The organism is Desmonostoc vinosum, assembly GCF_059505385.1.
Map to the genome: position 1 here is coordinate 31,187 of NZ_JCACKM010000011.1, position 19,819 is coordinate 51,005.

Genomic DNA, 19,819 nt, shown 5'->3' on the forward strand with positions numbered 1-19,819 from the left:
GCAATCCTATTTGATTTACAAATTACTCGTGGTGGCAGGCAACAGAAAATATAAAAAACTGTTCTTTGTTCCCTTCTTTGATCGATGAATGACTAAAATTTAAATTTTGCTGAGAAATTTATAAAAATTTTCTCAACAAAATATCAGTTTTTTATATATCAATCCTTATATTCCCATAATTTCTAGAATTATTATATCAATAATAATCTATTTAAGCTAAAGCCAAAAGCTATATGGCTGATTGATGTATTGAGAAATTGGAGTTATGAAATTAAGACACTTGTTAACAATGAGCTTGTTTTCTCTTGTCACAGTTGGCTGTGTTCATGAAGTATCAAATAATCAATCTTATAGAAATCATGTAGCAGCAAAAGCATCTATTTCTATGTTTTCAACTCAGGCAAAATCTTTAGCTCAAACAGCGCAACCTCAAGATTCAACTGTGATCAAATCAGGTACATTTGTTTCTGGAGAGCATACAACTCAAGGAACAGTCCGCATTACTACTAAAGAGGGTAAATCGTTTATCGAGCTTGAAGAATCATTTAAAACCTCCGATTCAGGGCCTGATTTGGTAGTAGTTTTGCATCGTGCAGACGATGTGATTAATTCAACGAAACCACCATCTTATCCCTTAAAAAAGGGAGACTATATCATTCTTGCTCCCCTAAAAAAATATAGTGGCGCTCAAACATATCCCATTCCTAACAACATCAATTTAGCAGACTACAAATCTGTTGCTATCTGGTGTCGTCAATTTAATGCTACTTTTGGTGCTGCCAATTTAGCAGTTAAAAATTAGTCAAAAAACCTAACTTTCAAGAAACGTGGGGAGTAGGGAAATTCGTTGCTTGCACTTAAAAGCGCTAGTTGTAGGCTTACAAGGAGAAAGTCGATGAAATTAGAAGATAAGGTTGTTTTAGTAACTGGCAGTAGTCAAGGTATTGGACAGGGAATTGTTCTACGTCTTGCTCAAGCTGGAGCAAAGGTTGTGATTAACTATCGTTCTCACCCAGAAGGAGCAGAGGAAACTTTAGCAAAGGTAGAAGCGATTGGTGGTAGTTGTCATATGGCTCAGTGTCAAAAATCACATGGTTACACACTTCAAGCTGACTTAGGTAGTGTAGATGAAGTGCGTCAACTGATCGCAGAAAGCATAAATCATTTTGGCAAGTTAGATATTTTAGTGAATAATGCTGGTATTGAAAAACATGCGCCATTTTGGGATGTCACAGAAGCAGATTATGATGCTGTGATGAATGTCAATTTAAAAGGTGTGTTTTTTGCTACTCAAGCCTTTGTTCAACACCTGATTAAAACTAAGCGAACAGGAAAAATCATCAATATTAGTTCTGTGCATGAAGAGCTACCATTTCCCAATTTCACTGCTTACTGTACTAGTAAAGGTGGGGTGAAAATGCTTACCCGCAACTTAGCTATTGAGTTAGGTGCTTTGGGGATCACAATTAATAATGTTGCGCCTGGAGCCATAGAAACCCCCATTAATACTAAGCTATTAAATAACCCAGAAAAGTTGCGGGCGCTATTACAAAATATTCCTCTGGGGCGTTTGGGTCAACCCCAAGATGTTGCTTCCTTGGTGGCATTTCTAGCCTCTGCTGAGGCTGACTACATTACGGGTAGCACTTTTTTTGTAGATGGTGGACTGCTGTGGAACTATCAAGAACAGTAAGGAGAAAAAATGATGTCAGATGTATCCTTATTTATTCCAGTCATCCTTGGTACTCCCCGTAAAGGTCGTCAGAGTGAACATGTCGCGAAATTTATTGTTGAGCAGATTGCAACACGCGATCGCTTAGAAACCGAATTAGTAGATATTAGAAATATAGCGATCGCCACAGATGATGCAGGCGAACCAATCAAAGACCCTCAGTTTTCTGCAACTATGGAACAAGCCGATGGATTAATCATCGTTGCACCAGAATATAATCATGGCTATCCAGGTTTGCTCAAACATGTACTTGACACCTGTCTTAAAGAATACATTCACAAAGCAGTAGGATTGTGTGGAGTTTCGTCAGGGTCTTTTGGTGGCACAAGGGTAATCCAAAACCTCTTACCTGTAATGCGAGAGTTGGGACTAATGACTATTTTCTACGACCTCAACTTTAGCAACGTTCAGCAACTATTTGATGAGTCAGGCAATTTGATAGACAAACCAACCTACATTCGCCGCATGTCAAAGTTTATGGACGAGTTAGTCTGGATGTCAACTGTCCTCAAATATGGGCGGCGAGAAGTCAGCCTAGAGAAAAAAGATAGTATCGAAGTTAACACCCATGCTAACAAGCCCTGCCCAGAAATAGCTACTCGGATGGGCGCAGATGCAATGGATACCGTTCTGGAAGTTAGTAACAATACTCAAACTGGCGAAATAAAAGCTACCCCAGTTATCCCAATTCTTCAGAGAGAATAGGGAATTGGGAATAGCGACGGATATTTTTTTAAGAAGAACAAATCATGCAGGCGCTACGGAAACATTATCCCGAATATTTCATGGAAGCTGCGGGACTGGGTATCTTTATGATTTCTGCGGCAGTCGTGACTACGTTGTTAGAGTATCCAACCTCACCAATTCGACAGGCAATTTCTGACCCACTTTTACGACGGTTCATCATTGGTGTAGCAATGGGATTAACTGCTATTTGTATTGTTTACTCACCTTGGGGAAAACAATCAGGCGCACATATCAATCCGGTTGTTACTTTCACTTTCTTTCGTCTTGGCAAAATTAAAGCGTGGGATGCTTTTTTTTACATTTTGGCTCAGTTTTTGGGTGGATTGATAGGCTTAATTTTGACTCTTGTGGTGTTTAAAAATGCAATTACTGATCCATCTGTAAATTATGTCGTGACAATTCCTGGTACAGGAGGTGTAAGTGTAGCATTCTTAGCTGAATTGGTGATTTCTTTTGGAGTGATGCTAATGATTTTATTTGTATCAAATACTCCCAAGCTTGCACCATTTACAGGTATATTTGCTGGAGTATTGATTGCAACTTACATCACAATAGAAGCACCATTATCAGGCATGAGTATGAACCCAGCTCGCACCCTTGCATCAGCAATTCCATCTCAAAATTGGACAGCTATTTGGGTTTATTTCACTGCACCACTTTTAGGAATGCTTTTAGCAGCCGAAGTGTATGTGAGGCTAAAAGGTCAAAGGGCTGTGCGCTGTGCCAAACTCCATCACCACAACAACAAACGTTGTATTTTTCGTTGTGGGTATCGTCAGAATGGGGAATGGGGCATGGGGCATGGGGAATAGGAAATGGGGAATTGACGTTTCAAAATGTGGGTTTGAAAACTGAGATGCTTTGTTTTTTGGATTTCACCATCTGTGCAAAAATCGTAAAAACTTCTTTCCCCCCGCCCCCTGCGATCTAAACTATTAAGTCTTGAGCTAGACACGAATATGAATCTGCGAGTAACTAAAACTATCAAAAGAATAGTTCTATTTTCTTGTGCTTTTCTCACAATTGTAATTGCATCTCAAGTTCCAGCTTATACTCATCTAGCTGATTCTCTAGTATCTAAACAATTAACTACTCAATCGGCTGTTGTTGCAGTAGAATCTGTTGGTATGACTGTTTCTGATATGGATAAAGCCGTTGATTTTTACTCTCAGGTGCTGTCTTTTAAGAAAGTATCAGATGTGGAAGTGTTAGGTAGTGAGTATGAACAATTGCAAGGATTGTTTGGGGTGCGGTTGCGTGTGGTGCGAATGCAGTTAGGAGGTGAGTCAATTGAGTTAACTGAGTATCTCACGCCCAAAGGTAAACCAATCCCATTAGACTCACGCAGTCACGATCGCTGGTTTCAACATATTGCGATCGCAGTTAGCGATATCGATCAAGCCTATGAGCATTTGCGCTCATTTAAGGTGCAACACGTCTCCACTGCACCCCAACGCATACCCAACTCCAACAAAATCGCAGCCGGAATTCGCGCTTTCTATTTTAGAGACCCAGATGGACATAACCTAGAGATTATCTATTTTCCAGCTGGCAAAGGCGATCCTAAATGGCACAAACCAACCAATCAGTTATTTTTAGGAATCGATCATACAGCGATCGTTGTATCTAACACCGCCGCCAGTTTGAAATTTTACCGTGATTTACTAGGTTTGAAACTAGCGGGAGAAAGCATGAATTACGGTATAGAACAGGAGCATCTCAACAATGTTCAAGGGGCTAGATTACGTATTAGCGGTTTGCGTTCTCCTGCTGGCCCTGGAATTGAATTTTTGGAATACCTGACACCACAAGACGGACGACCTTTACCAACCGATGCGCGTCCCAACGATTTGCTGCATTGGCAAACAACACTAGTGGTGAAGGATACAGAAGCTGTTGCTCAACAGTTACGAATCAATAAATCTGCGTTTGTTTCTCCCGGTGTGGTAACAATTCCTGGTCAAACATTGGGATTTAAAAAGGGCTTTTTAGTGAGAGATCCTGATGGCCACACAATGCGGATCATACAGAATCCCCAATCCCTAGTCCCCAAATAAATGAAATCTTGCTGAGAAAGCAATAAAAACTTTGTCGCAAATTCCACATAATTTCTCAGCTAAGCTTTATTCTTTGATCACTTAAGAGTTACTACCTACCGCGATACTGAGAGCAGTTCACAAAAGGAACTCATACACTTATGCAGCAAGCATCTCGTCCCACAGTCATCCTGGGTGGTGGCTTCGCTGGACTGTTTACAGCTCTGCACTTAAGCCATCAAAATTACTCGTATCCGATTATTTTAATTGAGCAGCGCGATCGCTTTAGTTTCAAGCCGTTGTTGTACGAACTGCTCAGCGGTGAATTGCACAGCGAACAAGTTTACCCGCGCTACAAAGAACTTTTAGCAGGTAGTAGTGTCATCTTTGTACAGGACACTGTGCAATCAATTGATCTAAATCAACATCGAGTCACTGTAGCTTCTGGTGAGATTTTTGACTATAGTAACCTAGTATTAACACTGGGCGGTAAAACTACTTACTTTGATACTCCTGGTGCAGCAGAATATGCAATGCCATTTACCTCTGGTGCGGAGGCGATCGCACTGCGAAAACACTTGCGGCATAGACTGCATCAGGCAATCCAAACTCCAGATATTCAGCATCGTCGGCTACTACTGAGTGTTGCCATTATTGGGGCAGGCCCTGCCGGCATTGAATTGGCGTGTACATTAGCAGACTTATTGCCTATTTGGTACGATGAATTGGGCGGTGATGCTGATGAAATTCGGATTGTTCTAGTTAACCGTAGCCAGACAATTCTTAAAGGTGATGTGAATAGCCATTTGCGTTGTACAGCAGAACGGGCGCTGAGACGGCGGGTGATTCCTGTTGATTTCTTATTTGATGCAGCTGTCACCGAGATTCAGGCAGACGGTGTGGAGTACCAACAAAACGGGCAAACACAACTTTTACAGGCTGGTACAATTGCTTGGACTGCCGGCACTGCCCCCAATCCTCTGTTGATGGAGTTACCAATCTTAGCCCAAAGGCGTGACAAACGCGGGCGATTAATAGTAACACCAACATTGCAGCTCCCTGATTTTCCCGAAGTCTTTGCGGCTGGAGACTGTGCCATAGATAGCGATAATCCCCAACCACCGACAGCCCAAGTTGCCTATCAACAAGGAAAAGCGATCGCTCACAATCTCAAGCGGACGAGGGAAGATAAACCTACGGTTCCTATGGAAATCCAAATGCGCGGCACTTTAATGAAACTGGGACTCAACGAAGGTGTTGCCAACCTATTCAATAAAGTTCAGATTAAAGGTCAACCCGGTCATTTCATCAGAGAAGCAACATATTTACAACTACTCCCCAACTCTGCACATAACCGCAAAGTTACAACCGAGTGGCTGAGCGATGAATTATTCCAACGCGATCGCCCTTTTTCTCACATGCAGTTAGGACAGACGCCATTGCTATCCGGGGTTGCAGCCATTGCCGCCGGAATCATCTTAGCTACTCCCCTCATCTGGCGAGCGGCCCAACCGACGCAGTTTCAGCAAAACCTGAGTTGGACAGGCATACCAGCCTTGCTCAATCAGCTTGCACCCCCTCGTTGAAGGATGCGGGGACGCTTTCAAGGCTTTCCCAGCAGTTTCATGATCATTACTTTTTCCCCATTCCCAATCTTCAGATCTACCTATGAAATACCTACTCAACCTCAGAACAGCTGTTGTTATCAATCGTGTGACTATAGGCGTTTTCTTTTTCCTCTCTGGAATCGCTAACTATCTCAACTTCAGCGTTGCCAACGGTTTCTACCAAACCGTATTAACTCAAAAACTTCAAATTATTGGCCCTGGAATTCCGCCCGGATGGGAAGGTGTAGGGCCATTACCTTGGTTAATCGCCTTTCCTTATGCTTGGTTGTTACCTCTAGCTGAAATTGTGCTGGGTGCATTATTTGCTCTCAACTATTGGGTGCGGTGGACAGGACTACTACTAATTTTGATGACGTTTAGCATCATTCTGGCATTTGGAATTATACCTGCTGGTAGTTTGGTTCCTAATGCAGCGGAGAGCTTTAACAAAAACATTTTATTCATGACTCTAATTTGGATATGTATTGCTTACGATGCTCATGAACAGAAAATGAGCCGTCGTCGTGCTAAAGCTGCTGCTGATTATACTCTCACTGCTTCTAGCGACGAGATGTAAAATCTCATGTTTGCTTGACAGCGGAGTTTTATTTGACCGAATCAAAACGACTTTCTCCCCCTCTCACAGGTGGACGCAAAGAAAGAAACTGTAATTAGGACTTTTGCAAGAAGTCTATTTATTCAGAAGTCCCTTATTTACCCTTCACTTTGGAGAAAACTTATGACCACTTCACACTACGATGTGATTATCATTGGCACTGGTGCAGGTGGTGCTACACTTGCTTATCGTCTGGCTCCTACTGGTAAGAAAATTCTGATTTTGGAACGTGGTTCTTTTTTACCTCGTGAGAAAGCCAACTGGGATACGGTTGAGGTGGTTCAGAAAGACCGTTATCACACCGACGAAGTTTGGTATGACCAAAAAGGACATGCTATTCATCCGGGTACAGGCTATTTTGTTGGTGGTAATACTAAGGTATATGGTGGTGCGCTCTTTCGTTGGCGCGAACAAGACTTTAATCAAGTAATTCACAAAGGTGGTATTTCACCGGAGTGGCCGCTAAAATACCACGATTTTGAACCCTACTACACTGAGGCTGAAAAGCTATATGAGGTGCATGGCAAGCGGGGTTTAGACCCGACTGAACCAACTGCAACGCAGGAGTATTTTTTTCCTGCTATTCGTCACGAACCGCGTATCCAAGAGATTCATGACTCTTTAAAAGGTGAAGGTTATCATCCATTTTATCTGCCACTGGCAATTAAACTAAATGAGGTGAATCGGCGTTTGAGTGCTTGTATTCGTTGCAATACTTGCGATGGGTTTCCTTGTTTAGTGGATGCTAAAGCAGACGCAGATGTGAATTGTGTACGTCCAGCAGAGCAGTATGATAACGTCACTCTCATTACTGAAGCTCAGGTAAAACGGTTGCACACAAGTTCTTCTGGGCGGGAAGTGAATGCCGTGGAGGTAAAAATTAATGGGGAAATTCATTTTTTCTCTAGTGATATTGTAGTCGTTGCTTGTGGAGCGATTAATTCAGCAGCTTTGTTGTTACGTTCTGCTAATGAGCAACATCCCAATGGGTTGGCAAATAGTTCTGATCAGGTAGGACGGAACTTTATGAAGCATCAGAATGGAGCTATCATTGGAGTCAGCTTGAAATCTAATCCCACTGCATTTCAAAAAACCTTGGCAATCAACGATTTTTACTGGGGTGATGAAGATTTCGATTACCCGATGGGTCATGTGCAGTTATTGGGGAAAGTCAATGCAGATATGATTGCTCAAGAATCTCCATCTGTTTTAGGAGTATCGTTTAGAGAGAGACATACATTTGAAGCGATCGCAACTCGTTCGGTAGACTGGTGGCTAACTGCTGAAGATTTACCCGATCCCAATAACCGTGTTACACTCCAGGATAATTCTATCCAGTTGCATTACACCGAGAACAATACCGAAGCCTACAATCGTCTCCTCAATCGTTGGACGCAAGTGTTAAAAAAGATTGGTTGCGGTGAACGAATTATTCCCGCCTCCTTTTATTTCCGCAAAAAAATACCACTGCAAGGTGTAGCGCATCAATGTGGAACTTGTCGCTTTGGTGAAGATCCTCAAACTTCAGTTTTAGATATTAATTGCCGCACTCATGACATTGATAATTTGTATGTCGTAGATGGTAGTTTCTTCCGCTCTAGTGCTGCTGTTAACCCTACTTTGACGATTATTGCTAATGCGCTGCGGGTGGGCGATCGTATTATTGAATGTATAGCTTAATATAGTTAAGCTGTTGCGCTTTTAATTTGCATAGTTCAAACCGCTAGAAAGACGCGGGGACACTATAATTTTTGAATTGGTATTTGTCGAGTAACTCTCTAACTTGAGCCGCTACTATTCGCACCCCTGACCACGATCTACGAGATAATCACAATACCCTGTGAAATTCTCGTTCATCATCAATGTCCTTCGACAATTTGTGTAAGCTACTTTCAGAAAAACATCCCTCTACCTTTGCCAGTTGGGTGTTAGGGACTCAGCAAACTGCTGTCACAGTCCTGAAAACCGAATTGAGTATTGAGCCGATACGTGCCGATTACGTCACATTTCTACAACTACAAGGACGTATTCTGCATTTGGAATTTCAGACCCAACTCGAATCGACACCACCACTACCCTTGCGGATGCTCGATTATTGGGTGAGGTTGTACCGATTGTATCGTCTACCAATTACACAAGTTGTTGTCTTATTGCTTCCCCCCGCACCAGGAACAGTAATTGAAACCGCCTTCAACATCGAAACCACCCGTCACGAATATCGTGTGATTTGCATGTGGGAGGAAAATCCGGAACTATTTCTCAATGAGCCGGCGTTGTTACCCCTAGCACCACTAGCAGCAACCAAGCAACCCCAAGTCTTGTTGCAACGAGTTGTGGAACGAGTCAATCAAGTAAAGTCAGAACAACGACCAGAAATCTCCGCTTACACTCAAATCTTAGCGGGGTTAAAATACAAAAAGGACTTGATTCGACAATTATTTCGGGAGGGTATGATGCGCGAATCAGTGATTTATCAAGAAATCCTCAAAGAAGGAGAGCAACGAGGAGAGCAAAGAGGAGAGCAACGAGGAGAGCAACGAGGACGGCAACAAGGAGAACAACGAGAAAGGGCGCTTATTCTGCGTCAACTGACTCGTCGTTTGGGAGAATTACCTCAACCGCTGCTAGAACAGATTCAAACTCTCTCTATTGAACAATTAGAAAATCTTGGTGAAGCTTTGTTAGATTTTCAGGTTCAAGCAGATTTAGAAACTTGGTTCAACACATTAAATAATTCGTAATTCGTAATGACGCTCGCGGACTCGCTACCGCTGCGAAGCGCGTAATTAAGTTTTGTAATGGGGATTGAACCCCAACACAAAACTTACAGGTTATAGAACCGGGGGACTTAAACCCACGGAACTCGTTAACTAAGCAACCTCTCATAATATCCTCTATAAGACTCACATTAGAGATAATTTTGGAATTGGTATTTGTCGAGTAACTCTTTAACTTGAGCGACTACCAGAGGATGTGAATCTTTTTGCAACTGGGGTAAGATTTGCAGCAGAACGCGTTGAGAAGCCCTATGTAAATATGCGATCGCGGCTTCTCTCACAAAGCCAGTGGGATGACGCAATGTTGCTAAGATCTCAGAACTTGTCAGGCGGATGCGTGCCACTTGAGCAAAATGAAAACAGCAAGCTAAGCACCAATCAGAAAGTAAATGCCCCAGTGAGAGCAATTTATGTAGGCGATCGCCAACTAACATATTTTCATATTGTAAAGTCTTAGCGTCTACAAGATATTGCAGTTTTTCTTGGGGCGATCGCTTATCTAAAATATTCAGCAACAAAGATTTTACAGACAAATTGACTGTATGCTCTAAAATCTCTAGCCCCCGCGCGACGTTGACCCCAGATTGCGACCTCAGATTAAATGCTGCTGCTTGCATCTTTTCTGGAGAATACAACAACTTAAGTAGTAATATTAAGCGTTCTTTGACATCAAACTCTACTTCCAAAAGTGCGTTTTGCAGCAATTCACACACAATAATTATCCTTTCATGTGATTGGTATTTTTCTAAAATATCGATTGTTGTAAAATCTAAATAAGCGGCGTAAATCTCTCCTAAAAATCTCAATTCTCCTGCTATTAAAGTTTCTACTCTACTTTCATGGAAGCGATTTACTAAACCTGTAGTTTGTGGTTGTTTGTGTATTTTTAATAAGCTGCGGAGGATATGATCTCTAGTAGTACCCCAAGAAGTTTCTAAATGTTGCCATAAAGCTTCCATTGCTTGGATTGTACTGATTTGAGCAATGGTACGCCAAGCATACATCCGCACAACTTCGGGTTTGTAAATATTGATCGCCACCCGCAACAACATTTCTAAGGCTTCATTTTCCAATCGCACCAGAGCTAACATTGCTGTAGAGCGAGTCGATTTGTAGTAAAGTGCGGCAATCAATGCCGAATAATACTCTTCTAAATGAGTTGCTGCAATCATTTCTAAGACAGCACAGCGCACGCGTAAAGATTCATCTTGTAAGAGATTGGGGATGTGAATTCGCAATGCTTGTAAATAAACTGCTTCTGTTAATGCCCTCACTCCATTCACCCGTTCGCGTTCTTGTTTGTGAGTTAACATCCGGCGCATGGTTTTGGTAGCTTCCACCTTTTGAATTGGCGTTCCCTGGCGCAAAACTAAAGCGGCGGCAGTAGCCCGGATGAGGGAATGCTGCCGGGGGTTAAGGAATTCTTCTAGTAAGCCTAAGTTGGGATTTGGTTCAGCTAGCCAAACGTAACGTAGTGCCAAGGCGAAAACTTCGGGGGTAGTAAGTTGCGGCTTTTCCAATAAAGGGCGGACAGCAGGCAAATAAGTAGGATTGACACCTCCCATCAGCATGACTTCTAAACTTTGGCGTTGTAAATCTGGTGGAAACTTGACCAATAAAGGTGCTAAAACTTCCGCTGCGCTTTTGGGGTCAATTTGGGCTAAAAGTTCAATGCAAGAACGTTTATCGGCTTCAGTGCCCTTTTCGGTTAAAGCTTTGACTACTCCTTGCTTGAAGAATCTTAAACCGACATTGGTGGCGCTTAAGTTTCCCCTGGCTGCACTTAAGACTAATAAGTCAACATAACGCGATCGCAATTCCCAAACTACTTTTAAACAAGTAGCAGCCACGATTACTGTTTCTCCCACCAATACCCACTTGTGCAGTGGTGTGGGTACAAATTGTCCACAGAACAACAATGTCACAAAAATTACCAATCCCGCGAAACCAGTAGCGATCGCTTCCGCAGTGCCTCCAGATAATGTCTGCATTCGGCTACGAATTCCCTCTGGGATGGGTTGGTACAGCAATGGGCCACTACTCATGACAAAGGTGTAGCGGAGTAATTCATCGCAGAATTTGAGAGTTGTCAAACCCAAGAAAAAGCTTTGTGATTGGGTGATGGGGAATATATTGAGTAAAGCGATCGCAGTTGGTAATAAAAAGCTGACGGTGATTGGTAGAAGCATCGCAGTGAAGAATACCCCCAGGCGTTCAATTAGACGACTGGAAACAAACCACTGCGTTATTAACTCACATAGTCCGACGATGCCACCGAATAGACCCAAAAAACTGGCCAGATCGCGATCGCCCAAATTTGATTGCAGTTCGCGCAGATACTGAAAATCTATTAATAAACCAATGACTTGCAACAAACCCACAAAAGCGAATAACTGCCAAGCATAGCGTTTGAGTGGGCTTTTAAGGATGCGGTGTTGCGAGACTTGTTCTTGTGAAATTAGTTTTTGGGGAGTTTGCGGAAAAGCTGCCCGATGGTGATAAGTGATCAAGAATAAAATCCCTGTGCCTACAAGAATCACCACACAAGCAATAAGAATCACCTTATTTAACTTGGCGAATTGCACCAACCAAGGCAAACTAAAACCACTGACGACATCTGCTACTAGTAACCCACTACTAACGAGTGGGTAAGTGCGTTTAATTTCTCGGATATTAAATAGTTGGTTAGCAACAATCGAGGTGTTGAGATCATTGACTACATAGAGTGCATCCACCCACAGCCGCAGGAGAAATACGGAAACAACCGCCAAATATGATACGTGGCTCCCCTGGTGTAGCAAAACTAGTAAAATTAGTGGCATCACCATGCAAGGTGCGATCGCCACAATCACCTGACGCAAAGGAAAAATCTTTTGCAGCCAAGAGTATAAAAAAACTAGCCCTGCACTTATACAGGCGCTAGCAATATACATCCAAGGTAGTAGACTAGTTCCATATTCATCCAAAAACAGTGCTACCGTACAATCCTCAGCCCATCGTAATCCTACACACACGGTAGTATAAAAAGCGAACATCATCCAAGTTCGTTCACTTTCCTCCGGTCGGAGATTCACCCACTGTAGCAGCCGTGGTAAAACACCTTTATTTGGATTAAACCAGTGATTTTTCAGTTCCATTCGGGTGTGGGGGATGAGGGTGTAGGAGTGTGGGGAGGTGGTCTTATGGGTAGGTTTTTTAGATTTCGCGTTTTGGTTGACGCGGGGACGCGGGGACGCGGAGAAAGATTTCGGAACGAAAAAATAGGTTTTTTCAGACTGAATATGAAAAACCTACCCTTGAAAGGGTGGGGGAGATGAGGGAGAATTTTCTCCGTGTCCCCGTGTCCTCTTGCTCATTCCCCAAAAAGCAAAAGTCCTAAGCAACTGAGTACTATATTTCCCACTCAGCTCTTAGGACTATCAGCTAGATCATGAATTTCAATGACTCAAGAGTCGATTTGAAATTTTTGGTATTTGATTATACTTGGTAGTTAGAAAGTTTGAAGAATTACTTCTTGGGCGATATCAGCATCATCATGTTTCGCCCTTCTTTTTTAGGCGCTTGCTGAACCTCACCAAATGGCTCCAAATCTGTTGCCATTCGTTTGAGTAAATCTTCGGCTAAATCGCTGTGTTGAATTTCTCGACCACGGAACATAACAGTAGCTTTGACTTTATCACCATCTTTTAAAAAGCGCTCTGCTTGTTTAACACGTACATTGTAGTCATGTTCTTCTATCTTGTAACGCATCTTCACTTCTTTAACATCAGCAGTATGCTGCTTTTTACGGGCTTCTCGTGCCTTTTTCTCCTGTTCAAACTTGTATTTCCCATAGTCCATAATCCGGCAAACTGGCGGGTCTGCCTTATCACTGAGTAGCACTAAATCTAGTTCTTTCTCTTCTGCTAGCTGTAGGGCTTCATGGGGAGACAGAATCCCCAATTGGGCACCATCAGTATCAATGACCCGAATCTTGGGGAAGCGTATTCTTTCGTTAATTTGGGGCAGATCGCGAGTTCTTTTTTTCTCAATCACAGGCATTATGATTAGTGGGAGCTCTTTGTTGTTTAGTTAAGGACTTGACTTGGTCTTGGTTTAGTTTGCCTCAAAGGCAAATTAAAAAATTACGGCTGAATAAAGATGTATAGTTCTAGGGTAGCTAATCCATAAATTAGTTGCGCTGTCGTCAGATGTTGTATTTGTCATTCTACTCATTCTGAGAGAATTTCTCCTCAATAGTTAATCTAAATTACATAAGTTGGGGTACTATTAAGTATAGTTACGTTTTTTTAAGTTTGGTTACAATTGCAGATTTAGAAACGCGCAAACTTTCTCGTAATTGGACTGGTATCAACTGGATAGGCGAGAGTTATAGTTTAACAGGTACGGATGCGATCGCCTGACCTGAATTGGGTGCAGAATACAGAAATCCCAATAATCGCAAGTGGACAACAGAAAAAGAATTCAATATATTCAAAATCCTACACAGCCTGAAAGATGGGTTGATGAATGGTTAGGGTTAAAAAATCTAGAACCCCACATTCAACAAAGCCAAAATCACGTACCAATAGTCACCGTCCAAATCCTGCCATAATTACTTGGAATACTTACCCAATACTCAGACAACTGAGGAACACCAATTAAATTATTTTGTCCATGAAGTTCCTCCAAATAATCACCAGCAATGGGGAACCAAAACGGTACACTTTGATTGCTATCACCAAAATTCAGCGCAATCAAGCTAAACTTGTTAGCATACTTACGAGAGAACATCAGAACATTTTTCGACTGATAGCGCTCATAATTTTCATAAAAGAAATGCTCACCTTCAGTAAATTGCGATCGCTGGCGACGTAATTGTATCAGTTTTCTGATCAGAGAAATGACACTTTTCCCGATGGGGTCATAAAAATAATCCCAGCGTACAGGCCGTAGTAACATCACTCTACCAAAACCTTGCTCCGGCAGATAATAATTCTCACCAAATTCTTGACCTTGCCACAGCATCGGAATCCCTTTAGCTGCAAACATCCCAATTAAGTAAGGTTGGACTTTGTACCACAGATTGCGATTACCTTCTTGTAGTAAATCATTATCGCGGGCAATCCTGCCAAAGTTACATACAAATCGAGAATGGTCATGATTTTCGATATATTGCAATGCTGTCTTGGCAATTTTATCCCCATTTTGTGTTACCTCTATGGGATAACCATCTAAACCAAATCTATAGCCAAGATTAGCTAAATCACCGCGATTTCCCGCAGCTACACTTTTAGCTGCACCCAAAGTTTCATTTTGCCAAGTAGAGTTAGTATAAGTTTGTGCAAGAATCTCCTTTGGCCCTTCCAATTGTTCAGCACACTGAATCAAATTGTTAGTGTCGTTATTAAAAAATCTCTGCCAATAATCACCAGCTTGTTGTTTTTCTTTGACCGTTTTGTATGTATTAAACACTAGGCTAGCATAACCAACTCCTGTGGCCCCATCCCAATAGTTAGGCACACAGTCATAACGAAAACCGTCTACATGATAAACCTCTAACCAGTGATAATTAACTGTGTAGAAAAAATCTTGAGTAAATTTGCGATTATAATCTGTACTTTCGCCAAAATAATCCTTAGCAAATGAACCCATAAACGGATTTTCACGATACCCTAATTTTCTATAAAGATAAGAGTAAGTGAAACTATCGCTAGTGTGACCATAAACCGCATCGACAATTACAGCAATATTATTTTGATGTGCAGTATCAATCAACCTTTGTAAATCTCTTCTTTTACCAAATCGCTCATCTACACCAAAATAGCCAATCGGTAAAAAGCCCCAATCTACTGTTAAACCTACATTAGAAAGGGGCATAATTTCCAGACAGTTAACTCCTAAATCTGCCAGATAACCGAGTTTATCGATTGTGCCATCGATATCATTACCGAATTCACTTACCATCAATTCGTACAATACAATATCTTTTAAGTTGGGAGTTTTCCAGTTTTTTTCCTGTTCACTCCATTCGTATTGTTGATAACCCAGCGTAAAGGCAGATAATTGACCTACACCGAATTCTCTAGCAAAAGGGTCAATTATCCAATCGATATCTCCCTGATTAGGGTTTTGTAAAAAATAGCGATAAACATATCTGCCTGGTTCTCCCCACGCAGATTTAGCATTAGGCTTGGGTTGAGTATTGATATTTACTTGCGTTGACCAATAATCACCATACTCTGAGTCTGTAGAATGCTGTAATTCAAAATCTAAGGTTTGAACGTCTTGTAGGAATTGGTCTTTTTCGTGGATGACCTTAACCCATAGCCGATTTCCATCTTTTTTAGATATCCAAGGAAGAAATACTCCAAAATCAACAATACCATTGGTTTCTCTAGCACCCAGTTTGTTCAATGGTAGTAGTTTCATAAAGTTGTCCTTGATTTATTAGCTTTTTTGCTGGTGCGTAAGGGTATTTATCGAACCGCCTTAGACGCAAAGCGGCTTCCCGCAGGTTAGAACGCCAAGAGATTGAAACAAGCAGTTCTCCTATATAGATGTATCAAAGCTTGTTTAAGAATTTATCTAAGTATTAGTATAAATTTACGTTTCTTTACTATTAATTGCAAGTAACACCTCTAGAGACGCTGCAAAAGCGCGTCTCTACATGCTACCAAGTAACTTGCGATCGCTCTTGCACTACTTGCTGGTATACATCCTCTGTTTGCTTGGCCAGTTTAGACCAGTTGAAACGCCATTCTAAATCCTCATAAGCATTATCAATCAACCATTGTCGATAACCTGGATTTTTCAAAACTTCCAAAATTCCCCAGGCTAAAGAGTCGGCATTGTTTACCCAAGTGACTATCCCTGTCTTGGTATGTTGCACGACTTCGGGAAAGCCGCCTGTATCAGAAACCACGACCGGAACGCGAGAGGCGAAGCTTTCTAGAGCTACAATGCCGAAAGGTTCGTAGAGACTGGGAAATACTGCACAGTCAGCGATAGTTTGAAATTTATCTAAATATTCATCTGAAAGAAAGCCCGTAAAATAGCATTTATGCCAAATTCCTAAATCCCAAGCTTGGCGCTTGAGATGGTCGGTATTACCACCACCAACAATGATAAACTTGACTTGACCTGCCATCTGCCAAAGTACTTTAGGAGCAGCATTCAGTAATAAAGGTACTCCCTTTTCGTAGGACATGCGACCGAGATAGTAAACAATCTTCTCATTGTCTTCGGCAAATTGGCGGCGAAAATCCAGAGCATGAAAATCTTCGTGGTGTTGTTTCTTTTCTGGTCGAATACCGTTATAAATTACATCGATTTTATCCCAAGGACTCTGTAGCGCTCGTTCTACTTCCCGCCGCATATAATCGCTACAAACTATAATTCGCCAAGCATCGAAAGCTAGCAGGTTTTCTTTGCTATTGATATAGCGCTGAGTCTCCGTATGAATTCCGTTGTAGCGTCCATATTCGGTGGCGTGGATTGTGGCAATTAGAGGTATTTTGAAAGTATGCTTGAGAGCGATCGCAGCATCTCCTACTAACCAATCGTGAGCATGGATTAAATCAAAGGGGCCTTCTTCCAAAATCAGCTTACCACCGTGATGTCCCATGCTCTGATTCAGATTGACTACCCAGTGGAAAAAGTCGTTGCTATGAGACACTGGCACTCGATGCACATGTACTCCCTCAACTACCTCATACAGCGATGCTTGACCAAACTCTGCTGTAATCAAGTGAACTTCATGTCTTAACTTGACTATTTCAGGATACAACTCTGCTACATGCCGTGCAATTCCTCCAACTATCCTTGGCGGAAATTCCCAACTCAATACCAGTATCTTCATTTACTAGACTCCCCAACACTTTACAAATATCTAAAAAACTACACTTATCTAAAAATACAAGTGTGACAATTGCGGTGAGTATATTTACTAAAATTTTTAAATTTTTTGACAGTTTTTTGAGAATTTATAAAAATTTATTCACAAAGGAAAAATCAGCAAATCTCCCCACAAACCTTCGACGATAACCTATAAAAGCCAAAAAGGAGCGATGTATGTCACCCCCTTTTGATATATTGTGATTGCGATCGCCTGATTTTTGTAGTTTTCTCAGGTGCATTAAAATAATTCGTAATTCGTAATGACGCTCGAGGACTCGCTACCGCTGCGAAGCGCGTAATTCGTAATCACGCGACGCTCTTGTGTCGCTACCGCTGACGCTCGTACCGACGCTCGAGGACTCGCTACCGCTGCGAAGCGCGTAATTCAGTTTTGTAATGAGGATTTAACCCCAATACAAAACTTGCTGATTATGGAACTGGGGGACTTAAACCCACGGAACTAGTTAACTTTGTTCCAAACGCAGTACGGCCATAAACGCCTCTTGAGGTACATCTACTGTACCTACGGCTTTCATGCGTTTTTTACCTTTGGCTTGCTTTTGCAAGAGTTTCTTCTTACGGCTAATATCACCACCATAACACTTAGCTAGTACGTCTTTGCGTAAAGCGGGGATGTGTTCGCTGGCGATAACTTTGCTGCCAATGGAGGCCTGAATTGGGACTTTAAATTGGTGACGCGGAATCAATTCTTTGAGTTTCTCCGCCATTGACCGCCCAACGTTGTAGGCTTTATCTCGGTGAACAATCATCGCCAAGGAATCTACAGGATCGCCGTTGATCATAATATCCAGCTTCACCAGGGGATTTTCACGGTAGCCAATCAAGTGATATTCCATACTAGCGTAACCGCGCGATCGCGATTTCATCTGGTCAAAAAAGTCGGTAACAACTTCTGCTAATGGTAGTTCGTAAGTAAGTGTAGTACGTCCTTGAGTGAGGTATTTCATGTCTTTGAATATACCTCGTCGATTTTGCGATAACTCCATCAAAGTGCCGACATAAATCTCCGGCGTAATCATTTCTACTTTGACGTAAGGTTCTTCAATTTTTTCGCGATCGTTAGGCGCAGGTAAGTGGCTGGGATTGTCAATATACAGTTCTTCACCCTTGATAGTTGTTACCCGGTAAACTACCGATGGCGCTGTAATGATTAAGTCTAAATTATACTCCCTTTCCAAACGTTCTTGCACAATTTCCATGTGTAACAAGCCCAAGAACCCACAACGGAAGCCAAACCCCATAGCACTAGAAGTTTCAGGTTCATAATGCAGTGCAGCATCATTGAGTCTCAGCTTTTCCAAGGCTTCCCGTAAGTCTTCAAATTGATCAGCATCAATGGGGAACATCCCACAGAAAACCATGGGGTTGGCTTCAGTGTAACCAGGTAAGGGTGCTACCGCTTTGGCACTGGCGAGGGTAATGGTATCTCCTACCCGTGCATCAGCAACAGCTTTGATAGCCGCTGCCAAATAGCCTACTTCCCCGGCGTGTAAATTTTCCACTTGCTTTTGGGTGGGAGAAAGTACACCCAACTCGTCAATTTCGTATTCTTTACCGGATGCCATCAAATGAACGCGATCGCCTTTTTTGACAGTACCATCCATGACCCGGAAGTATACAATTACTCCTCGATAGCTATCGTAATAACTATCAAAAATTAACGCCCGTAAGCGTTCATTTACGGTATTTGGTGCTGGTGGGATGCGCTCAACAATTGCTTCTAAAATGTCATCAATCCCAATTCCTTCTTTAGCAGAGGCGAGAATTGCACCGCTACAATCAAGACCAATAATTTCTTCAATTTCGCTAATTACTCGGTCTGGTTCTGCTCCTGGCAAATCGATTTTATTCAAAACCGGAATAATTTCCAGGTTATGTTCGAGCGCTAAATAGACATTCGCCAGAGTTTGCGCCTCTACACCTTGAGATGCATCTACTACTAACAGCGCTCCTTCGCAAGCTGCGAGACTGCGCGACACCTCATAAGAAAAATCTACGTGTCCAGGAGTATCAATTAAATTCAATACATACTGTTGACCATCTTTTGCTTTATAGTCCATCCGGGCAGCTTGCAGCTTGATTGTAATGCCGCGCTCCCGTTCCAAATCCATATTGTCGAGAAACTGTTCCTTCATCTGCCGCTCATCAACAGTGCCAGTGGCTTGCAGCAAGCGATCGGCGAGGGTAGATTTCCCGTGGTCAATGTGAGCTATAATACAAAAATTGCGAATGCGAACTGCGGGAACGTCAGTCATATACTACTTTTGCTTTAGCAGCAACCAAGGTTAAAAAAGCAATTTACTTCATGTATTTTAATGCTTTCTTTGCTAAGAAGCTCTCATTTGTGGGGAATGGGGAATTGGTAAGACCAATCCCCGTCTTGGCAGTCTTTGTTACGATAGCGC

Annotated in this window: 14 protein-coding genes and 1 pseudogene; 10 read left to right on the forward strand and 5 right to left on the reverse strand. The window is 42.1% G+C overall.

The window, feature by feature from the left end; genetic code table 11:
- Positions 1-265 precede the first annotated feature (265 nt).
- The 9 genes from AC5JMF_RS01160 to AC5JMF_RS01200 all read left to right on the forward strand — a co-directional run bounded on the left by AC5JMF_RS01160 (position 266) and on the right by AC5JMF_RS01200 (position 9,479).
- Positions 266-802, forward strand: coding sequence for a DM13 domain-containing protein (locus AC5JMF_RS01160; protein WP_495793888.1), 537 nt, complete (start codon positions 266-268; stop codon positions 800-802).
- Between the two features lie 93 nt (positions 803-895).
- Positions 896-1,693, forward strand: a complete 798-nt coding sequence (locus tag AC5JMF_RS01165) for an SDR family NAD(P)-dependent oxidoreductase (protein ID WP_495793889.1) — start codon at positions 896-898, stop codon at positions 1,691-1,693.
- A 9-nt stretch (positions 1,694-1,702) separates the two neighbouring features.
- A complete protein-coding gene (locus AC5JMF_RS01170) occupies positions 1,703-2,437 on the forward strand; it encodes an NADPH-dependent FMN reductase (RefSeq protein WP_495793890.1) in 735 nt (244 codons plus the stop codon).
- Positions 2,438-2,481: 44 nt separating this feature from the next.
- On the forward strand, positions 2,482-3,291 hold the full coding sequence (locus AC5JMF_RS01175) for an MIP/aquaporin family protein (protein WP_495793891.1): 810 nt from the start codon (positions 2,482-2,484) through the stop codon (positions 3,289-3,291).
- A gap of 147 nt (positions 3,292-3,438) precedes the next feature.
- Positions 3,439-4,536 carry a VOC family protein gene (locus AC5JMF_RS01180; RefSeq protein ID WP_495793892.1) on the forward strand — a complete coding sequence of 366 codons (1,098 nt, stop codon included), beginning with the start codon at positions 3,439-3,441 and terminating at the stop codon, positions 4,534-4,536.
- Between the two features lie 140 nt (positions 4,537-4,676).
- A complete protein-coding gene (locus tag AC5JMF_RS01185; RefSeq protein WP_495793893.1) occupies positions 4,677-6,101 on the forward strand; it encodes an NAD(P)/FAD-dependent oxidoreductase in 1,425 nt (474 codons plus the stop codon).
- Positions 6,102-6,183: 82 nt separating this feature from the next.
- Positions 6,184-6,699 (forward strand): DoxX protein, encoded by a 516-nt coding sequence (locus tag AC5JMF_RS01190; protein ID WP_495793894.1) that lies wholly within the window; start codon positions 6,184-6,186, stop codon positions 6,697-6,699.
- Between the two features lie 162 nt (positions 6,700-6,861).
- Complete coding sequence (locus tag AC5JMF_RS01195) at positions 6,862-8,418, forward strand: GMC family oxidoreductase (RefSeq protein ID WP_495793895.1); 1,557 nt, start codon at positions 6,862-6,864, stop codon at positions 8,416-8,418.
- Positions 8,419-8,600: 182 nt separating this feature from the next.
- Positions 8,601-9,479 carry an Rpn family recombination-promoting nuclease/putative transposase gene (locus AC5JMF_RS01200; RefSeq protein ID WP_495793896.1) on the forward strand — a complete coding sequence of 293 codons (879 nt, stop codon included), beginning with the start codon at positions 8,601-8,603 and terminating at the stop codon, positions 9,477-9,479.
- Between the two features lie 167 nt (positions 9,480-9,646).
- Here the strand turns inward: AC5JMF_RS01200 and AC5JMF_RS01205 are convergent, their stop codons facing one another.
- Together AC5JMF_RS01205 and infC are read right to left on the reverse strand one after the other, a co-directional pair.
- On the reverse strand, positions 9,647-12,652 hold the full coding sequence (locus AC5JMF_RS01205) for an MFS transporter (protein ID WP_495793897.1): 3,006 nt from the start codon (positions 12,650-12,652) through the stop codon (positions 9,647-9,649).
- A gap of 370 nt (positions 12,653-13,022) precedes the next feature.
- The gene (gene infC, locus AC5JMF_RS01210) at positions 13,023-13,556 is read right to left on the reverse strand and encodes a translation initiation factor IF-3 (RefSeq protein ID WP_495793898.1); all 534 of its coding nucleotides are present in this window, start codon (positions 13,554-13,556) and stop codon (positions 13,023-13,025) included.
- Between the two features lie 212 nt (positions 13,557-13,768).
- Between infC and AC5JMF_RS01215 the strand changes: the two are divergent.
- A pseudogene (locus AC5JMF_RS01215) lies at positions 13,769-13,978 on the forward strand (Cas10/Cmr2 second palm domain-containing protein); the annotation flags it as partial.
- Between the two features lie 94 nt (positions 13,979-14,072).
- Here the strand turns inward: AC5JMF_RS01215 and AC5JMF_RS01220 are convergent.
- The 3 genes from AC5JMF_RS01220 to lepA all read right to left on the reverse strand — a co-directional run bounded on the left by AC5JMF_RS01220 (position 14,073) and on the right by lepA (position 19,669).
- The gene (locus tag AC5JMF_RS01220) at positions 14,073-15,926 is read right to left on the reverse strand and encodes an alpha-amylase family glycosyl hydrolase (protein WP_495793899.1); all 1,854 of its coding nucleotides are present in this window, start codon (positions 15,924-15,926) and stop codon (positions 14,073-14,075) included.
- Between the two features lie 241 nt (positions 15,927-16,167).
- Positions 16,168-17,355, reverse strand: coding sequence for a glycosyltransferase family 4 protein (locus tag AC5JMF_RS01225; RefSeq protein ID WP_495793900.1), 1,188 nt, complete (start codon positions 17,353-17,355; stop codon positions 16,168-16,170).
- Between the two features lie 502 nt (positions 17,356-17,857).
- Positions 17,858-19,669 carry a translation elongation factor 4 gene (lepA, locus tag AC5JMF_RS01230; RefSeq protein ID WP_495793901.1) on the reverse strand — a complete coding sequence of 604 codons (1,812 nt, stop codon included), beginning with the start codon at positions 19,667-19,669 and terminating at the stop codon, positions 17,858-17,860.
- Positions 19,670-19,819: the final 150 nt, after the last annotated feature.

What these genes read in the sequence shown, in the direction of transcription:
- AC5JMF_RS01160 (WP_495793888.1), top strand. Translation starts at nt 266, where the DNA reads ATGAAATTAAGACACTTGTTAACAATGAGCTTGTTTTCTCTTGTCACA.
- AC5JMF_RS01165 (WP_495793889.1), top strand. Translation starts at nt 896, where the DNA reads ATGAAATTAGAAGATAAGGTTGTTTTAGTAACTGGCAGTAGTCAAGGT.
- AC5JMF_RS01170 (WP_495793890.1), top strand. Translation starts at nt 1,703, where the DNA reads ATGATGTCAGATGTATCCTTATTTATTCCAGTCATCCTTGGTACTCCC.
- AC5JMF_RS01175 (WP_495793891.1), top strand. Translation starts at nt 2,482, where the DNA reads ATGCAGGCGCTACGGAAACATTATCCCGAATATTTCATGGAAGCTGCG.
- AC5JMF_RS01180 (WP_495793892.1), top strand. Translation starts at nt 3,439, where the DNA reads ATGAATCTGCGAGTAACTAAAACTATCAAAAGAATAGTTCTATTTTCT.
- AC5JMF_RS01185 (WP_495793893.1), top strand. Translation starts at nt 4,677, where the DNA reads ATGCAGCAAGCATCTCGTCCCACAGTCATCCTGGGTGGTGGCTTCGCT.
- AC5JMF_RS01190 (WP_495793894.1), top strand. Translation starts at nt 6,184, where the DNA reads ATGAAATACCTACTCAACCTCAGAACAGCTGTTGTTATCAATCGTGTG.
- AC5JMF_RS01195 (WP_495793895.1), top strand. Translation starts at nt 6,862, where the DNA reads ATGACCACTTCACACTACGATGTGATTATCATTGGCACTGGTGCAGGT.
- AC5JMF_RS01200 (WP_495793896.1), top strand. Translation starts at nt 8,601, where the DNA reads ATGTCCTTCGACAATTTGTGTAAGCTACTTTCAGAAAAACATCCCTCT.
- AC5JMF_RS01205 (WP_495793897.1), bottom strand. Translation starts at nt 12,652, where the DNA reads ATGGAACTGAAAAATCACTGGTTTAATCCAAATAAAGGTGTTTTACCA.
- infC (WP_495793898.1), bottom strand. Translation starts at nt 13,556, where the DNA reads ATGCCTGTGATTGAGAAAAAAAGAACTCGCGATCTGCCCCAAATTAAC.
- AC5JMF_RS01220 (WP_495793899.1), bottom strand. Translation starts at nt 15,926, where the DNA reads ATGAAACTACTACCATTGAACAAACTGGGTGCTAGAGAAACCAATGGT.
- AC5JMF_RS01225 (WP_495793900.1), bottom strand. Translation starts at nt 17,355, where the DNA reads ATGAAGATACTGGTATTGAGTTGGGAATTTCCGCCAAGGATAGTTGGA.
- lepA (WP_495793901.1), bottom strand. Translation starts at nt 19,669, where the DNA reads ATGACTGACGTTCCCGCAGTTCGCATTCGCAATTTTTGTATTATAGCT.